This window comes from Rhodococcus sp. P4_E4 (genome assembly GCF_056401575.1).
This window is the reverse complement of record NZ_JBFUJB010000020.1, coordinates 1-16,067: the sequence shown is the minus strand read 5'-3', so window position 1 is coordinate 16,067 and position 16,067 is coordinate 1. Positions and strand designations below refer to the sequence as shown.

The following is a 16,067-nucleotide window of genomic DNA, read 5'->3' as shown; positions in this document are numbered from 1 at the left end:
TGGAAGGGAGGTTTCCGGATCACGAATCGTGGGTTTCACCGTGCACGAGCTGTCTATTGCGCAGAGTGTGGTCGAAGCCGTGTGCGAGCGTGCCGGCGAGCGACGAGTATCGAGTGTGCGGCTGGAAGTAGGGCAACTCTGCGCGGTGGTTCCACACTCTCTGCTGTTCTGCTTCGACGTTGTCACGGCGGGTACTCACGCCGAGGGTGCCAGCTTGCACATCGATCAGATTGCAACCAGCGCGCGATGCAATAGCTGTGGCGTGACTTTCTCGCCGCCCGACATGTTCTTGTTGTGTGGGTGCGGCAGTGCTGATGTCGAGGTGCTTGCCGGCCGCGAGTTGCGGATCCTGTCGATGGAAGTGAGCTGAGCATGTGCGCGACGTGTGGGTGCGGGGACACTACGGGACCTCGGGTGTCGGTCGTCGCCGGCGGAGAACACGAGCAGGACGACAGCCATGGGCACGGTCACCACCACGACCACGACCACGACCACGACCACGACCATGGGCACGGTCACTCCGACCACACGGTAATTCTCGAGCAGCAGGTGCTTGCCAAGAACGACGGCATTGCGGTTCACAATCGTGAGTGGATGCGGGGCCGCGGAGTCACGGCGCTCAACATCATGAGTTCGCCCGGCGCGGGTAAGACGACATTGCTGGCGCGAACGATCCGGGAACTAGGACGAGAACGACCGATTGCCGTGATCGAAGGTGACCAGGAAACCCGGCTCGACGCCGAGCGGATTCGTGAGGCCGGCGCGTCAGTGGTCCAGGTCAACACGGGGGCGGGCTGTCACCTCGATGCCGAGATGATCGATCGCGCGCTGCGCGCCTTGGACCCCGCGGACGAGTCGCTGCTTCTGATCGAAAACGTAGGAAACCTGGTGTGCCCCGCGCTCTTCGACCTGGGCGAGGAAGGCAAGGTTGTCCTAATTTCGACGCCGGAGGGGGGCGACAAGCCGAAAAAGTACCCGCACATCTTTTCCGTCGCGGACCTCGTGGTGATCAACAAGATCGACTTGCTCCCGTACGTCGAGTTCGACGTTGATGCCTGTGTCGCGCAAGCGAAAATACTCAATCCTGCTGTGCGCGTTGTTGTTCTATCGGCCACGACAGGTGAGGGCATGGACGAGTGGTACGAGTGGATCGGTAGTCGGTCGGCGATTTCTCCGGTGGCCGTTGACAACTGATCTGCTCGGGTAGTTAATGAAATGAGTGGGTGCCACGCAAGTGGGCCGAGGTTCGACTCCGGTGGCGTCAGCGTTTCGGTGCCGCAGCAATTTGAGGCCATAGCGTGTCAGGCAGTAGCGGTGCCGAGAATCAGGCGCAAGTGCACCCGTGAAAGCGGCTGACATGGACACACAAAAATCGACTGCTGGCACCACGGCGGAACCTGCCTCCGAAAGCGCAGCTACCCCCGAAAGCGCAGCGGCCAAAGCGGAAGAAACTCTGATCCACGTGCTGTGGATCAATGCCGGTCTCAGTTGCGACGGTGATTCGGTGGCGCTCACCGCGGCCACGCAACCCAGTATCGAGGAGATCGCGCTCGGTGCGTTGCCCGGCCTGCCTCAGGTGGCGGTTCATTGGCCGCTCATCGACTTCGAATGTGGACCGCAGGGCGGCGCTGACGATTTCCTGGAATGGTTCTGGAAAGCCGACCGGGGAGAATTGGAACCCTTTGTTCTTGTTGTCGAAGGATCTATACCGAACGAGAAACTTCACGACGAAGGGTACTGGTGTGGTTTCGGGAACAATCGTGAAACCGGCCAACCGGTCACCACGAGCGAATGGCTCGACAAACTGGCGCCGAAAGCGACTGTGGTAGTTGCGGTCGGCACGTGCGCAACCTACGGCGGCATACATGCGATGGCCGGCAATCCGACCGGTGCGATGGGCGTGCCGGACTATCTCGGGTGGACCTGGAAATCGAAGGCGGGCATCCCGATCGTTTGCGTTCCCGGGTGTCCCATTCAGCCGGACAACCTCTCCGAGACCCTGACCTATCTTCTGTACATGGCCACTGATCAGGCGCCGATGATTCCCTTGGACGAATCCCTCCGCCCGCAGTGGCTTTTCGGTGCCACCGTTCACGAGGGCTGTGACCGTGGCGGGTACTACGAGCAGGGCGAGTTCGCGACGGAGTACGGGTCGCCGAAGTGCATCGTCAAGCTGGGGTGTTGGGGACCGGTCGTGAAATGCAATGTCCCCAAACGCGGTTGGATAAACGGAGTCGGCGGGTGCCCTAATGTCGGCGGGATCTGCATCGGCTGCACGATGCCGGGATTCCCGGACAAATTCATGCCGTTCATGGATGAACCACCTGGCGGCAAACTCTCCACCAATGCGGTGGGAATGTACGGGTCCGTGATCCACAGTCTGCGCCGGATCACCGGTCACACGTTGGACAAGGAACCGCACTGGCGCGAGCGCGGGTCGAAGTTGCTCACCGGTGCGACGCGTACGTGGTGACCGACCGGATACCTTCAAATCAGTTTGTGAGCAACGTCTCTGGGAGGCACTGCAATGACGGCCATCGTTCCCGAACCCACCTCGACTGCGGACCGCGACGGTCTTGTCGAGATGGCGTGGGACCCCATCACCCGAATCGTCGGCAGTCTGGGTATCTACACCAAGATCGACTTCGCCAATCGCGAAGTGGTGGAGTGCCACAGCACGTCGTCGATCTTTCGTGGGTATTCCCTGTTCATGAAGGGGAAGGACCCGCGCGACGCGCATTTCATCACCAGTCGTATCTGCGGCATCTGCGGTGACAATCACGCCACGTGCTCGTGCTACGCACAAAACATGGCGTACGGCGTCAAGCCGCCGCATCTAGGCGAGTGGATCGTCAATCTCGGCGAGGCCGCCGAGTACATGTTCGACCACAACATTTTTCAAGAGAATCTGGTCGCAGTCGACTACTGCGAGAAGATGGTCTCCGAGACGAATCCCGGTGTGCTGGCGCAGGCAGAGAACACGCGCTGCCCGCACGAGGAGCAGCACGGTTATCGCACGATCGCGGACATCATGCGGACTCTCAATCCGTTCACGGGTGAGTTCTATCGCGAAGCGTTGCAAGTCTCGCGTTCGACTCGCGAAATGTTCTGCTTGATGGAGGGTAGGCACGTCCACCCGTCGACGCTCTATCCCGGCGGCGTCGGAACCGTCGCGACGATCGAACTGATGACGGACTACATGTCGCGGCTGATGCGGTACGTCGAATTCATGAAGAAGGTCGTGCCGATGCACGACGACCTGTTCGACTTCTTCTACCAGGCGCTGCCCGGTTACGAAAAGGTTGGCCTGCGGCGGACCCTGCTGGGTTGTTGGGGATCGTTCCAAGACCCCGAGTACTGCAATTTCTCGTACAAGGACATGACCGACTGGGGCCGGAAGATGTTTGTCACTCCCGGTGTGGTTGTCGACGGAAAGTTGGTCACCACGGATCTGGTGGACATCAACCTCGGTATCCGAATCATGCTGGGGTCCTCGTATTACGAGGACTGGAGTGATCAGGAGATGTTCGTCAAAACCGATCCGCTGGGTAACCCGGTCGATCGCCGGCACCCGTGGAATCAACACACCAACCCACATCCGCAGAAGCGTAATCTCGAGGACAAGTACAGCTGGGTCATGTCACCGCGATGGTTCGACGGAAAAGACAACCTCGCTCTGGATACCGGCGGGGGAGCATTGGCTCGTCTGTGGAGCACCGCTCTTGCCGGCCTGGTCGACATCGGATACCTCGAGTCGACCGGACACAGTGTGAAGATCAATCTTCCGAAAACAGCACTGAAAGGTCCCGTCTCGCTCGAGTGGAAGATTCCAGAACATGGCAGCAATACTCTCGAAAGAAACCGTGCGCGAACGTATTTCCAGGCATACGCAGCAGCGGCTGCCCTTCACTTCGCAGAGAAGGCGCTTGTCGAGATCCGGGCAGGCCGCACCAAGACGTGGGAGTCGTTCGAGGTTCCGGACGAGGGAATCGGTTGCGGATTCACCGAAGCCGTCCGCGGAGTTCTCTCACATCACATGGTGATTCGTGACGGCAAGATCGCGAACTATCACCCGTACCCACCGACCCCGTGGAATGCGAGCCCGCGCGACAGCTACGGAACCCCCGGTCCGTACGAGGATGCCGTGCAGGGTCAGCCGATCTTCGAGGAGAACGATCGAGACCACTTCAAGGGCATCGACATCATGCGGACCGTGCGTAGTTTCGATCCCTGTCTGCCGTGTGGTGTTCACATGTATCTCGGCGGCGGTAAGACCCTGGAGAAGTTGCACTCTCCGACGCAGTCCGTGACCGGGGAGTGATCGATGGAGCAATCGGCCGACTACTGGCGCGGAGCAGGTGAACGCATCGAGACGTTGTTGCAGGCCAATGCCGGTGCAGGCCCGGTGGCCAGGAATCGCGCCGAGCAACTGGTGCGCGAGGTCGTGCAGTTGTACGGCGCCGCACTCGAACGCACCGTCGCGCTGGCGGATCCGGCCATGATGGATGCGATGGTTCGCGACGATCTGGTGTCGAGCCTCCTACTGGTGCACGGACTTCACCCGCACGACGTCGAGACCCGCGTACGCACTGCGCTCGACAGCGTGCGTCCGTACCTCGGCTCGCACGGCGGGGACGTCGAACTGATCGAGGTGGCGGACGGCGTGGTGCGGCTACGGCTTCTCGGAAGCTGTAACAGTTGCCCTTCGTCGTCGGTGACCCTCGAAACCGCGGTCCAGGACGCGGTGCGGGCGGCGGCACCCGAGACCACCGGAATCGACGTCGAGACACCGGATTCGCACGAGCTGAAGTCGGGTGTGATCTCGGTCGAGTCCCTGTTCTCGCACGTACACGCCGACGGGGGAGGCGCGCACTGGGTGGAGGTCCCCGAATTTGCCGAAGTCGACGCGGGTGAGGTCGCGGGCTTCCGGGTATCGGATACCGATCTGTTGGTCTGCCGCTCCGGTGACGATCTGTACGCGTATCGCGACCATTGCCCCGTATGTGACCATTCGATGGCGGGGGCTGTGCTCGAACGCATGATGGGCCTTCCTGTCCGAGACGCCGCTGTCCTTACCTGTCCGACTTGCTCTGCCCACTTCAGCGTGTACGGAGCGGGTGCGCGGGTCGGCACCGGCTCCGAGCACCTGGCGCCTCTGCCGGTGCTTATTCGCGACGGTGTGCTCTCGGTCGCGCTTGCCGACGATTCCGTGTTGCCGGTGACCTAGCCGTGGACGAAGCCTGGTCATGAAAACCACTGTGGGAGAGGTGCTCACGCGAATCGCCTCGACGCGCGCCGTTCCGACCGGGCCGCTGTGTGAGATGTGCGCGGCGGGCATAGGTGACGAACACCAACACGTCGTGGACGTACAGGTCCGGAGCCTGATGTGCGTGTGCCGTCCCTGCTATCTGCTCTTTGCGCCGGTCGACGCGGATCTTCGATACAAGGCGGTTCCCGATCGGTATCTCGAATTTCCGGACTTCGACCTCGGCCCTGGCCGGTGGGAGTCCCTGGAAATCCCCGTCGGACTGGCATTCTTCTTTCGGAACTCACTCCTCGACAAGTACATAGTCTTCTATCCGGGACCTGCCGGAGCTACCGAATCCGAGCTGCCCATCGACTCGTTCGAGACTGTGCTCGCGGAGAATCCGGGGCTCTCGCAGATGCGGGCCGACGTCGAGGCGTTGATTGTCTCGGTGCCCACGTCAGGACAATCGCCGAGATGCTTCGTTGTTCCCATCGACGCCTGCTACGAGCTGGTGGGCAGGCTGCGCACCGTGTGGCGCGGATTCGACGGTGGCCAGGATGCAGCGCGCGCGGTGGACGAGTTCTTCGGGCGCGTCGAGGCGCGAAGCAGGTCGGCATGACCGTCCTCGACTTCTCGGTCGACAACGTGGAGGTGGAACCGTATGCGGTTACACCAAATCTGACGGTGAGATTGAGGATGTCGGAGACTACCGGCGCGACCGTCCGAGCAGTCGCTCTACGCGCACAGGTTCGAATCGAACCGCACCGCCGGCCGTACTCCGACGAGGAAGGCGACGCCCTGCGCGATTTGTTCGGTCCGCGGGAGCGTTGGTCGAGTACGCTGCGAACCTTCTTGTGGATGGAGTGTTCCGCGGTCGTTCAGGGATTCACGGAAACAACGGTCGCGGCCTTACCCATGGCGTGTACGTACGACTTCTCGGTGACGGCGTCGAAGTACATGCACGCACTCCGTGACGGAACGATTCCGATCGTGGTTCTACTGAGCGGAACCGTATTCACCGACGGGCAGCGCGGTTTCTCGGTACAGCAGATCCCGTGGGACAGATCTGCTGCCTACGAATTGCCGGTCGACGTGTGGAAACAGCTGATGGCCACGCATTATCCGGCCTCTGGTTGGGTACGCCTCGACCATGAGACGATTGCCGATCTCGTGCGATTCAAGGCAGCGCACGGCTTCACGGACCTCGATTCAGCCGTGCGGCAGTTGCTCACGGCGAGCGAGGTGCCCCGATGACCCGAACTGAGATGGATCACGACGTTCGGGCCGTGGCCGACGCTGTCCTGTACGAGGGATATCTTCTCTATCCTTACCGGGCCGGTTCGGCGAAGAATCAATCCCGTTGGCAGTTCGGGGTTCTCGGACCGCCCGGCGCCGCCGGTGACGGAGTCGGCGAGGAACCGTCGATGTCCGCCCAATGTCTGCTCGGCGAACTCGAGCGGAACGGCGCCGAAGTAACGGCGACGGTGAGATTTCTGCACCACCAGTCGCGGACGGTTGAACGACTCGGCGCCGGCGGCGCGTGGATTCCGGTGGATCGGTTGGTCGTCGACGGGCACGAGGCGATCTCGTGGGACGAAGCCACCGAATCCGAGATCGTCTTGGGTCCGTGGGGTCTGGACGAACTCGAGGCCGGCGTCGAAGAATCCTTCTGTGCGGCGGGAGTTGTCGACGGAGAGACTCTGGCGGATTCTCGGGGCCGGGTAGTCGGACGGGTCGTTCGGACACGGCTTCCGGTGACTGGCCGCTTGGAATTGAACGCCTCCGCAGGGGACAGACGCAGGGTGATCTCCGTGAGCATCATGAACGACACGAGCGTCGACATGAGGGACAAGGGCACGGCCACGGCGCAGTCGATGCTCGGCACTCACGTCATTTTGACCTGCGCAGGCTCGAAGTTCGTGTCGTTGTTCGACGAACCAGATCACTCGGAGCCGCTGCGCCAAAATCGCTGTTATCCAGTGCTTGCGGGGACCGAGGATCCGACTCACCCCGGTACATCGCCCACCGTTCTGGTGTCACCGATCATCTTGTACGACTTTCCCGAGATTGCGCCGCAGAGCGAAGGATCCCTGTTCGACTCGACGGAGATCGACGAAATTCTCACCCTGAGAATTCTCGCCATGACCGAAGAGGAAAAGGCGCGGGCGCGGGCTACCGACTCGAAAGCTGCCGACATCATCGATCGATGTGAGAGCTTGACGGCCGACGATCTAGCCGGCCTGCACGGCGTGCTGCGAGATTCGATTGCCGGTTCTGATCTGATACCCGAGGTGCCTGACGGCGTGGACTGGTGGACGCCGGAAGCCGACACCAGTGTTCAACCACGCACCGACGCAGTATTGATCAACGGCGTCCGCGTCTGTGGTGGAAGTACGGTTCGGCTTCACCCCTCACGTCGCGCTGATGCTCAGGACCTGTTCTTCGACGGCCGGATCGCCCACGTCGCCACCATTCATGAAGACGTGGACGGCGACATTCATGTTGGGGTGACGCTCTTGGACGACCCGGCCGCCGATCTGCACAACTGGTACGGCCGCTACCTGTACTTCGCGCCGGACGAGATAGAGCCGGTGCCGCGAGACGGCGCGAGTTGACGTACTTCACGCTGTCGGACTTCACAGCTATCGGACTTCACAGCTTTCGGACTTCACTGCTATCGAGAGGAGAACCCGCCATGAGGAGCATGGGATTGCTGTCGACGGCACTTCTCGGCGCCACCGCGATCGCAGCCGCGATCGTTCTGGTGGTGTCGATGCCGGACATCCAGCGCTATCTGCGAATGCGAAAGATGTAAAGCACTGTGCGCGTGCTGATTGCAGGCGTCGGAAACATATTTCTCGAAGACGACGGATTCGGCCCCGAAGTTGTTCGAGCGTTGCAGCATGAGAATCTCCCGACGGGGGTTCGCCTGGTCGACTACGGGATTCGTGGTGTGCATCTCGCATACGACTTGTTGGAGTCGTGGGACGCGCTGGTGCTGATCGACGCATTACCGGTGACCGGAGTTCCGGGGAAGCTTGCGATCATCGAAGTGGATCCCGAAAGTGAAGGCTCGCAAGGAGGTTTCGACGCACACTCGATGCATCCGAGTTCGGTGTTTGCCAGCCTGCAGGCCCTCGGCGGAGCACTCCCGCGGACGTTCGTGGTGGGGGCACACGCTAAATCGGTCGGCGACGGAATCGGATTGAGTGCAGAGATGCGTGATTCGGTAGGGCAAGCCGCCTCTGCGGTGATGGCACTCGTCCGGTCGATCGACGTGGATTGTGATGCCACCACTTTGGGGCCGGAGGTGTGAGTCATGTGTCTGGGGATTCCGGGACGGGTACGCGAACTACTGGACGGATACGGCGGTCAACTCGCCCTCGTCGACGTGGAAGGTGCACCGCGCAAGGTCAACATCGGGATGCTCGACGAAGGCACCGTCACGGCAGGTGACTGGGTGGTGATCCACATGGGCTTTGCAGTCGAGAAGGTCGACGAACAGGGAGCACAGCGCGCCCGGGCCGGCCTCGAACTGATGGGCCGTGGTCAAGACGGTGAGATCGACGAGTCCGATACTCGTACCGGCGAGGTCGGGACATGATGATCGCCAGCCGTGTCATCGTTCGTGGCGTAGTCCAGGGGGTGGGATTCCGGCCGTTCGTTCACGCGACTGCGACCGAACTGGGACTGTCGGGTTCGGTGGGAAATTCTGCTCTCGGGGTCGTGATCGACATCGAAGGCGACGGAGAGTCAATCGATGCGTTTGTCGCTCGGGTGCGAAACCGCCCCCCACCGCTGGCACGAGTGGATTCGATAGAGCGCGAGGACTCGCCGCCGCTAGGTCGTCAGGGGTTTTGCATCATCGAGACGGATGCGGGGGCGGTCGGGCGAACCTCGGCGCCGGCCGATGTCGGGATCTGCGACGACTGCCTGCGGGAGCTGACTGATCCGAGCGATCGGCGATATCGTCATCCCTTCATCACCTGCACCAATTGTGGTCCACGATTCACGATCATCGAGTCGATGCCCTACGACCGGGCCGCTACGACGATGAAGCGGTTCCCGTTGTGCGCGAACTGTGCGGCGGAGTACGTGGATCCCTCCGACCGCCGGTTTCACGCGCAACCGATTGCCTGCCCGGAGTGCGGTCCAACGCTTTCGTTCGTGGAAGGCGACGCGCCCGCGGTGACCGGCGAGGGTGCACTGCTACGAGCCCGATCGCTGCTACGAGGCGGGAAGATTCTTGCTGTCAAGGGAATTGGAGGATTCAACTTGGCCTGCGATGCGCGTGATGATCGCGTGGTTCACGATTTGCGTGAACGCAAGCATCGACCGAGCAAGCCGTTGGCGGTGATGGTGCGCGATGTGAGAGAAGCCAGAGCGCTGGGTGTGGTCGGGGATGCCGAGGCCGATGCCATGTCCTCGCGCGAGCGTCCCATAGTGCTGGTTGCCAAAGCGTCTGGATACACGCTGTCTCCTTCGATTGCCCCAGGCATTCCGGACATCGGAATCATGCTGGCCTACAACCCGATTCAGCATCTTCTTCTCGGGTTGGCGGGAGACGCTGCGGGCCCCGCGGCGTTGGTGATGACGTCGGCGAACATCGGTGGCGAGCCAATTCTGTACTCCGACGACGATCTCGAACGGGTGGGTGACCTGGCCGACGGGGTGTTGACCCACAACCGTCCGATCTTGATGCCGTGTGACGACTCGGTGATGCGAATAGTCGGCAGCGGACGACAGTTGCTTCGTCGCTCGCGCGGATATGCACCGCTGCCCGTTGCGGCGCCGTTCGATCTACCGCCCACCTTGGCGGTCGGGGCCGATCTGAAGAACACCTTCTGTCTTGCCGAGGGTGCGTATGTCTGGCCGAGTCAGCACATCGGAGACATGGGCGGCCTCGCTGTCATCGACAGTTTTGCTGCCTCGGAGAGTCACTTCGAGTCGATCACCGGAGTAGCGCCGCACCAGATTGCCTGTGACGAGCATCCTCGGTATCGCTCGTCCTCGTGGGCTCGCAGTCGTAGTGGCGACCGACCGGTGCGCGTCGTCGGGCATCACCACGCACATGTGGCTTCCGTGATGGGGGAGAACGGCCGGGACGGGAGCGAACCGGTTCTCGGAATAGCGTTCGACGGCACCGGCTACGGGGCGGACGGCGCAGTGTGGGGAGGGGAATTGCTGCTGGCGACGTACAAGGGTTATCGCCGTCTCGCGCATCTGGGATACGTACCGCTGCCCGGGGGCGATGCCGGAGTGGAACGACCGTACCGAATGGCGCTCGCCCACCTCTGGCATGCCGGGTTGGACTGGGAAACCGACCTCGCGCCGGTGGCAGCCTGTCCGCCACGAGAGCAGTCGGTCCTACTTCACCAGTTGGAAACCGGTTTCGGGTGTGTGGACACCTCCAGCATGGGGCGGTTGTTCGACGCAGTCTCCTCGCTGACCGGGGTTCGTCAGAGCGTCGACTACGAAGCGCAGGCCGCCATCGAACTGGAGGGCATTTCGAGGGGAGTCGACTGCGCCCCGTCGCGGTACACCTTCGACTGGGTGCAGTCGGACGACGATTCCTGGACAGCTGATCCGCGGTCGGTCATTCGGGCCGTTGTCCGTGATCTCCGAGCGAAGGTGCCCGCCGACGTGATCGGCGCGCGCTTCCACGAATCCGTCGCGCACCTCGTACTCGAGTGGGCAATCCGTGGCCGGGAACTGGCGGGAGTGGACGAGGTAGTTCTCACCGGAGGTGTGTTTCAGAACCCTCTCCTGCTCGTCCGGGCGTGTGCCCTGCTCGGAGAAGCCGGATTCACGCCGTTGACAGGACTGCAGTTACCACCGAACGACGGTGGTCTCGCCTACGGCCAAGTGCTGGTCGGGAGTTCGTCATGAGGTCAGGAGTTGTGCCATGTGCCTAGCCGTACCAGGACGTATCGAGTCCTTGGAGGAACGCGACGGAACGACGATGTCGGTGGTGAACTTCGGAGGCGTCCGAAAAGAAGTGTGCCTCGAATACATTCCAGGCGCCCGAGTCGGCGAGTACGTCGTGGTGCACGTCGGATTCGCGATCCAACGACTCGACGAGGAATCCGCACGCAGCACGCTGGCGGAATTCGAACACCTCGGCGTACTCGAAGAGGAATTCGGTGACGGGTTCGCCAGGGCTGCCCGGGCCGCCGGGATCGAACCGAAGGAGACGGAATCATGAAGTATCTGGACGAGTTCTCCGATCCGGAACTGGCCGGCAAACTGCTGGATCAGATCCGCGCGCTGGCCACGCGCCGATGGGCGATCATGGAAGTGTGTGGTGGTCAGACACATTCGATCATCAGGCACGGCATCGATCAACTACTCCCAGAGCAGATCGAGATGATTCACGGACCTGGTTGCCCGGTCTGCGTCACGCCGCTCGAGATCATCGACAAAGCTCTCGAAATCGCGGCAAAGCCCGATGTCATTTTCTGTTCATTCGGGGACATGTTGCGAGTTCCGGGGAGTTCGTCGGATCTGTTCCGGATCAAGAGCGCCGGCGGCGACGTTCGCGTGGTGTACTCACCGTTGGATGCACTGACTATTGCCAAGGAGAATCCGGACCGGCAAGTGGTGTTCTTCGGGATCGGATTCGAGACCACAGCGCCAGCCAACGCCATGACCGTTTACCAGGCCAATCGCCTGGGTATCAAGAACTTCTCGCTGCTCGTCTCGCACGTTCTGGTCCCGCCGGCAATGGCCGCGATAATGGACTCGCCAGAGTGCCGCGTGCAGGCATTTCTGGCGGCCGGGCATGTGTGCAGTGTGATGGGAACGTCGGAGTACCCGGCCCTCGCCGAGAAGTACAGGGTCCCGATCGTCGTCACCGGATTCGAGCCGCTGGATCTCCTGGAGGGCATCAGAAAGACTGTGCTGCAGTTGGAATCGGGTCGACACGAGGTCGAAAATGCCTACGCCCGTGCTGTCACGGCGGAGGGCAACACCGCAGCGAAAGCGATGCTCGAGGATGTGTTCGCGGTGTCGGACCGGACGTGGCGCGGCATCGGATCGATCCCGGACAGTGGGTGGCAGCTGGCGCCGAAGTATGCGTATTTTGATGCGGAAGAACGTTTTTCGGTGACCGATATCCACACCGACGAGTCGAGTGTCTGCCGGTCCGGTGAAGTATTGCAAGGCTTGATCAAGCCACACGAGTGCAGTGCCTTCGGGAAGGAATGTACTCCGCGGAATCCACTCGGTGCCACGATGGTGTCGTCCGAGGGGGCGTGCGCTGCGTACTACCTGTACCGACGCCTGGAACTGCAGGAGGCGGGTCATGCCGGCTGAGGAGACCGCTGTCGTGGACCTGTCGGCATGGGTGTGCCCACTGCCGCTGCGTGATTCGCCGAACATCGTCATGGGACACGGCGGTGGGGGAGCGATGTCCGCCGAGCTCATCGAGCATCTGTTCCTGCCCTCGTTCGGAAGCGCTGCCGATGCCGAGCTCGGCGACTCGGCTGTATTCGACATCGGCGGGGTGCGGCTCGCCTTCTCAACGGACTCGTACGTCGTGAAACCCATGGTGTTTCCCGGTGGAACGATCGGCGATCTTGCGGTCAACGGAACGGTGAACGACCTGGCGATGGCGGGAGCACAACCCTTGGTGATGTCGACGGCATTCATCCTCGAAGAAGGGACCGCGTTGACCGACATCGCGGGGATCGCGAAGGCGCTCGGGCGGGCTGCGCACGTTGCCGGCGTTCGACTGGTGACGGGTGACACCAAAGTTGTCGATGCCGGTCACGGCGACGGAGTCTTCATCAACACCGCGGGAATCGGGATTGTCGCCGACGGGGTGGACATCAACCCCACTCGCGCACAAGTGGGTGACGTCGTGATCGTCAGCGGCGACATCGGTGTTCACGGGGTGGCCGTGATGAGTTGTCGCGAAGGTCTCGAATTCGGGACCGAGGTGCGCAGTGATTGCGCGTCGCTCAACGGCGTGGTCGCCGACATGATTGCCACCGGCGTCGACATCCATGTCTTGCGCGACCCTACCCGGGGCGGAGTTGCCGCCACCCTCAACGAGATCGCTCAAGCGTCGAACATCGGTGTTGCGCTGGTGGAACGAGATCTGCCGATTCCCGCTGACGTGCGCGACGCCTGTGGGCTACTCGGTTTGGATCCTTTGTACGTCGCCAACGAGGGTAAACTGATCGCCTTCGTTCCGCGAGAAGACTCCGACCGAATTCTGGAAGCGATGCGCGGTAATCCGCTGAGTGCGGGAGCTGCCGTGATCGGGGAGTGCGTGGCCGAACATCGCGGAATGGTGGTGGCGCGTACAGCATTGGGAGGCAATCGGGTAGTGGATTTGCCGGCAGGTGAACAACTTCCGCGGATCTGCTGATGACTGCCGTCGGTATGAACGGGCCGGCATTGTTTGCCCGCTACGCGTATCCGCCGAACGAGTTGGGTTACTGCGGACCCGACGATCCTTCAGTGCTGCTTCGTCTGGCCAGCGGCAACTCGGGCAGCGGCGACCGTGATCGCGCTCGTCAATTCGACGGTGCGTGGCCGTACCTCGAGGCATTGGCCGCAAGTGCGGGCATCGACGATCCTCTCGATCCACGAGTGATCGAAGCCTATTGGGTAGGAGGTGATCTCCTCGACTCGCTTGATTCGGGGGCGTTGTTGCAGCACTTGAGGGCAGCATTCGGTGAACGCGAGAACACCGGGTTTCTCCCTGCCCTCGGGGATCGGGACCGCGCGCTCGCGCACCACAGTTTTCACGTATTTCTGGTGTATCCGTGGGTCAAGCTTCTTCGGAAGCGCGGTGCGGTCCCACTGTCCGTCCTCCAGAACTGCCGGATCAGATGGGGAGTGGTCGAGGACGTGAGTGAGGAGCACGCGTTGGTGGTTTCGTCCCCGCTCGAGTTCGACGGTGAGCAACTCGTACGCGGCACGCCGGTGACGCAGCGAGTGCGATGGAGCGTTGACGGCCGCTCACTCGCACCGACGCCCGTCCAGGGCGCCTTGGTGACGATGCACTGGGATTGGCTGTGTGACAACATCACGTCAGAGCAATCACGGGCATTGGATGCCGCGGAAGACTCGGCATTGCGGATCGCGACCCGGATGCTGTCGACGTGACAGGCCCTGTCAGAGCAGGGACCACTGTCTGGAGGATACGCAGGTGTCAGGGCACGAAGAAGGTTCCGAGGCCCGGTGTTCCGATCGCCTGGGGATCGACGTATGCGACGACCTGACCCGAGCCCGGACGAATGGTGACGGGTTGTGCATCCAGTGTCGGAAATGATGCGGATCCGTACGCTCCGGTGCCGAGACTGAGCCAGTGGACGACCGCGGAGTGGGGGTTTCCGTCTCCGGGTGCGCGTTGCACGTGCAGCACGGCGACGCCCGGTTCTTCGCCGACGATCGCTGCAAGGTGGGGAGTGGGCAAGTCGACGAGCGGGACGTAAGGGTCGACCTGGAACGGAACCGTGCTCGGCGCCGCTGCCGCGGTACCCGGCATCATCACGCCGGAGATCGCAAGGGCCGCAAAGACCGCGGCACCGGTACGTGCAAAAGCGTTGAGTGCAGTCATACGATTCGACGCTAGTCGCTTGACCGGCGATTCGGTGCCGTTTCGCGTTTCAATCGGTGGCGGGGTGACGTCGACGCCACCGCCCAGTGGTACGCGAAGGTACTCGGAATGACGATCGAGATATTCGGCCCCACGGCACCCACTGCACTGAAGTTCGGAGATCAGAAGATCAATCCGAGGCCTCTCGGATCGGCGGAGCAAGACCCGGCCTGGACCACCGGCGTCGTCGAGACGGCAGGTTCCGAGGATTTGTGCTTCATCACTCTTGCGTCACCCGGAACTGTCCGTGAGCACCTGGAGAACTGTGGGGTCGAGGTGCTCGACGGGCCCGTGACCAAACTGGGTGCCCTCGGCGAGATGGTCTCGCACTATTGTCGCGAACCCGACGGAAGCCTCATCGAGATCGCCGTCTACCCGTGAACCAACCACTCCGAGGAGAAATTACTCCAGATTCAATGTCGTTCAGTGCTGCCTCCGCCGGCTGTCGACATCTTTCCCGGCCGTGCACTTGGAATCCTCGTTCGTCACCGGACTTTGCGGGTCCCGCTTCTCTGATCGTTCGTCCGCGGTCCGCGTCCGTCGGACTGTTCTCTTCCAGATCGCTGATCGAACTGGTTTCGAGAAGGTGTCGGACCGGCGTCCGATGGCTTTCGAGGGGAATCTAGCTACTTCCATCGTCTATCGAGTGAGCGAGGGTGGAGACGGTGCGCTTTCGGTGGGTTGTTGCCGGTTGCACTGTGTCGGGCCAGTCAGCAGTTTCTTCCAGCGCCCAGTCGGCCCATTCTGCGATGTGGTTGAAGTGGCCGATCATGAACCGGTTGGCCAGTGCCATCAGATGATTCTGCTGGGGGAGTGTGCCGGCTTCGGGGGCCGAAATCCGTTGTGCGTGTGAGACGAACAGACTTCGAGACCGAGTTGCCTGTTCGCGCATGGTGGTCAGGTTGGTCCGCAGGTCGGCGATCGTGCCTTGGTTGGCGAAGATCACGCGGATCATGCCTTCGAACTGCAAGGCGGGGGGTGTGGCCTGGGTGGCGAGCCAGTCACTCAGCGCTGTGCGACCTTCGTCGGTGATGGAGTAGACCGTGCGCGAGCGCTGAGTGCCTTTCGTTACCGTGCTCGCCGTGACCAGACCGCGTTCAAGCAGAATTTTGGGGGCGTTGTATCGCTGTCGGTCTGCGCTGGGCCACAACTCGGCGACCCCGCGTCCGACCTGTTCGGCGATCTCGTATGCCGACCAGTCCTTGACCG

18 protein-coding genes and 1 pseudogene are annotated in these 16,067 nt (G+C 61.9%); 17 read left to right on the top strand and 2 right to left on the bottom strand.

The features are described 5' to 3' along the window. Window positions 1-40: 40 nt before the first annotated feature. From AC1DVN_RS22090 to AC1DVN_RS22015, 16 genes are all read left to right on the top strand, one after another. Window positions 41-370 (top strand): hydrogenase maturation nickel metallochaperone HypA/HybF, encoded by a 330-nt coding sequence (locus AC1DVN_RS22090; RefSeq protein WP_020907448.1) that lies wholly within the window; start codon window positions 41-43, stop codon window positions 368-370. Between the two features lie 2 nt (window positions 371-372). After that, window positions 373-1,194 (top strand): hydrogenase nickel incorporation protein HypB, encoded by an 822-nt coding sequence (hypB, locus tag AC1DVN_RS22085; protein ID WP_477994222.1) that lies wholly within the window; start codon window positions 373-375, stop codon window positions 1,192-1,194. A 163-nt stretch (window positions 1,195-1,357) separates the two neighbouring features. Next, a complete protein-coding gene (locus AC1DVN_RS22080; RefSeq protein ID WP_308372438.1) occupies window positions 1,358-2,473 on the top strand; it encodes an NADH-quinone oxidoreductase subunit B family protein in 1,116 nt (371 codons plus the stop codon). A 54-nt stretch (window positions 2,474-2,527) separates the two neighbouring features. Next, window positions 2,528-4,321 (top strand): nickel-dependent hydrogenase large subunit, encoded by a 1,794-nt coding sequence (locus AC1DVN_RS22075; RefSeq protein WP_019748080.1) that lies wholly within the window; start codon window positions 2,528-2,530, stop codon window positions 4,319-4,321. A 3-nt stretch (window positions 4,322-4,324) separates the two neighbouring features. Continuing rightward, entirely contained in the window at window positions 4,325-5,227 is a 903-nt protein-coding gene (locus tag AC1DVN_RS22070) for a NifU family protein (protein WP_134999495.1), read from the top strand. Between the two features lie 19 nt (window positions 5,228-5,246). Then, a complete protein-coding gene (locus AC1DVN_RS22065) occupies window positions 5,247-5,867 on the top strand; it encodes a DUF5947 family protein (protein ID WP_021333534.1) in 621 nt (206 codons plus the stop codon). Beyond that, complete coding sequence (locus AC1DVN_RS22060) at window positions 5,864-6,502, top strand: DUF6084 family protein (protein WP_020969415.1); 639 nt, start codon at window positions 5,864-5,866, stop codon at window positions 6,500-6,502. The genes AC1DVN_RS22065 and AC1DVN_RS22060 overlap by 4 nt, the downstream gene beginning before the upstream one ends. After that, on the top strand, window positions 6,499-7,863 hold the full coding sequence (locus AC1DVN_RS22055) for a hypothetical protein (RefSeq protein ID WP_019748084.1): 1,365 nt from the start codon (window positions 6,499-6,501) through the stop codon (window positions 7,861-7,863). Before AC1DVN_RS22060 ends, AC1DVN_RS22055 begins: the two co-directional genes overlap by 4 nt. An 80-nt stretch (window positions 7,864-7,943) precedes the next feature. Continuing rightward, window positions 7,944-8,063 (top strand): DUF6893 family small protein, encoded by a 120-nt coding sequence (locus AC1DVN_RS22050; RefSeq protein WP_003942178.1) that lies wholly within the window; start codon window positions 7,944-7,946, stop codon window positions 8,061-8,063. A gap of 6 nt (window positions 8,064-8,069) precedes the next feature. Continuing rightward, on the top strand, window positions 8,070-8,564 hold the full coding sequence (locus AC1DVN_RS22045; RefSeq protein WP_060939619.1) for a hydrogenase maturation protease: 495 nt from the start codon (window positions 8,070-8,072) through the stop codon (window positions 8,562-8,564). Between the two features lie 3 nt (window positions 8,565-8,567). Beyond that, window positions 8,568-8,852: a HypC/HybG/HupF family hydrogenase formation chaperone gene (locus tag AC1DVN_RS22040; protein ID WP_021333538.1), complete on the top strand. Its 285-nt coding sequence runs from the start codon at window positions 8,568-8,570 to the stop codon at window positions 8,850-8,852. Next, complete coding sequence (gene hypF / locus AC1DVN_RS22035) at window positions 8,849-11,137, top strand: carbamoyltransferase HypF (protein WP_477994221.1); 2,289 nt, start codon at window positions 8,849-8,851, stop codon at window positions 11,135-11,137. Before AC1DVN_RS22040 ends, hypF begins: the two co-directional genes overlap by 4 nt. Before the next feature lie 16 nt (window positions 11,138-11,153). After that, window positions 11,154-11,453: a HypC/HybG/HupF family hydrogenase formation chaperone gene (locus tag AC1DVN_RS22030; protein WP_020907459.1), complete on the top strand. Its 300-nt coding sequence runs from the start codon at window positions 11,154-11,156 to the stop codon at window positions 11,451-11,453. Next, window positions 11,450-12,562 (top strand): hydrogenase formation protein HypD, encoded by a 1,113-nt coding sequence (gene hypD / locus AC1DVN_RS22025; RefSeq protein ID WP_021333540.1) that lies wholly within the window; start codon window positions 11,450-11,452, stop codon window positions 12,560-12,562. Before AC1DVN_RS22030 ends, hypD begins: the two co-directional genes overlap by 4 nt. Next, window positions 12,552-13,622 carry a hydrogenase expression/formation protein HypE gene (hypE, locus tag AC1DVN_RS22020; RefSeq protein ID WP_020969420.1) on the top strand — a complete coding sequence of 357 codons (1,071 nt, stop codon included), beginning with the start codon at window positions 12,552-12,554 and terminating at the stop codon, window positions 13,620-13,622. Before hypD ends, hypE begins: the two co-directional genes overlap by 11 nt. Continuing rightward, a complete protein-coding gene (locus tag AC1DVN_RS22015) occupies window positions 13,622-14,365 on the top strand; it encodes a DUF6390 family protein (protein WP_020969421.1) in 744 nt (247 codons plus the stop codon). The genes hypE and AC1DVN_RS22015 overlap by 1 nt, the downstream gene beginning before the upstream one ends. Before the next feature lie 46 nt (window positions 14,366-14,411). Here the strand turns inward: AC1DVN_RS22015 and AC1DVN_RS22010 are convergent, their stop codons facing one another. Next, window positions 14,412-14,819 (bottom strand): hypothetical protein, encoded by a 408-nt coding sequence (locus AC1DVN_RS22010; protein ID WP_019748092.1) that lies wholly within the window; start codon window positions 14,817-14,819, stop codon window positions 14,412-14,414. A 60-nt stretch (window positions 14,820-14,879) separates the two neighbouring features. On the opposite strand from AC1DVN_RS22010, the pseudogene AC1DVN_RS22005 reads away from it, so the two are divergent. Continuing rightward, window positions 14,880-15,239 (top strand): annotated as a pseudogene (locus AC1DVN_RS22005) (VOC family protein); the annotation flags it as partial. 241 nt (window positions 15,240-15,480) lie between these two features. On the opposite strand, the gene AC1DVN_RS22000 reads toward AC1DVN_RS22005, so the two are convergent. After that, a partial coding sequence (locus AC1DVN_RS22000; RefSeq protein WP_477994220.1) for a PadR family transcriptional regulator occupies window positions 15,481-16,067 on the bottom strand: 587 nt, incomplete at its 5' end.

What these genes read in the sequence shown, in the direction of transcription:
- AC1DVN_RS22040 (WP_021333538.1), top strand. Translation starts at nt 8,568, where the DNA reads ATGTGTCTGGGGATTCCGGGACGGGTACGCGAACTACTGGACGGATAC.
- AC1DVN_RS22080 (WP_308372438.1), top strand. Translation starts at nt 1,358, where the DNA reads ATGGACACACAAAAATCGACTGCTGGCACCACGGCGGAACCTGCCTCC.
- AC1DVN_RS22050 (WP_003942178.1), top strand. Translation starts at nt 7,944, where the DNA reads ATGAGGAGCATGGGATTGCTGTCGACGGCACTTCTCGGCGCCACCGCG.
- hypF (WP_477994221.1), top strand. Translation starts at nt 8,849, where the DNA reads ATGATGATCGCCAGCCGTGTCATCGTTCGTGGCGTAGTCCAGGGGGTG.
- hypE (WP_020969420.1), top strand. Translation starts at nt 12,552, where the DNA reads ATGCCGGCTGAGGAGACCGCTGTCGTGGACCTGTCGGCATGGGTGTGC.
- AC1DVN_RS22010 (WP_019748092.1), bottom strand. Translation starts at nt 14,819, where the DNA reads ATGACTGCACTCAACGCTTTTGCACGTACCGGTGCCGCGGTCTTTGCG.
- hypB (WP_477994222.1), top strand. Translation starts at nt 373, where the DNA reads ATGTGCGCGACGTGTGGGTGCGGGGACACTACGGGACCTCGGGTGTCG.
- AC1DVN_RS22075 (WP_019748080.1), top strand. Translation starts at nt 2,528, where the DNA reads ATGACGGCCATCGTTCCCGAACCCACCTCGACTGCGGACCGCGACGGT.
- AC1DVN_RS22030 (WP_020907459.1), top strand. Translation starts at nt 11,154, where the DNA reads ATGTGCCTAGCCGTACCAGGACGTATCGAGTCCTTGGAGGAACGCGAC.
- AC1DVN_RS22070 (WP_134999495.1), top strand. Translation starts at nt 4,325, where the DNA reads ATGGAGCAATCGGCCGACTACTGGCGCGGAGCAGGTGAACGCATCGAG.
- AC1DVN_RS22065 (WP_021333534.1), top strand. Translation starts at nt 5,247, where the DNA reads ATGAAAACCACTGTGGGAGAGGTGCTCACGCGAATCGCCTCGACGCGC.
- AC1DVN_RS22015 (WP_020969421.1), top strand. Translation starts at nt 13,622, where the DNA reads ATGACTGCCGTCGGTATGAACGGGCCGGCATTGTTTGCCCGCTACGCG.
- AC1DVN_RS22055 (WP_019748084.1), top strand. Translation starts at nt 6,499, where the DNA reads ATGACCCGAACTGAGATGGATCACGACGTTCGGGCCGTGGCCGACGCT.
- hypD (WP_021333540.1), top strand. Translation starts at nt 11,450, where the DNA reads ATGAAGTATCTGGACGAGTTCTCCGATCCGGAACTGGCCGGCAAACTG.
- AC1DVN_RS22060 (WP_020969415.1), top strand. Translation starts at nt 5,864, where the DNA reads ATGACCGTCCTCGACTTCTCGGTCGACAACGTGGAGGTGGAACCGTAT.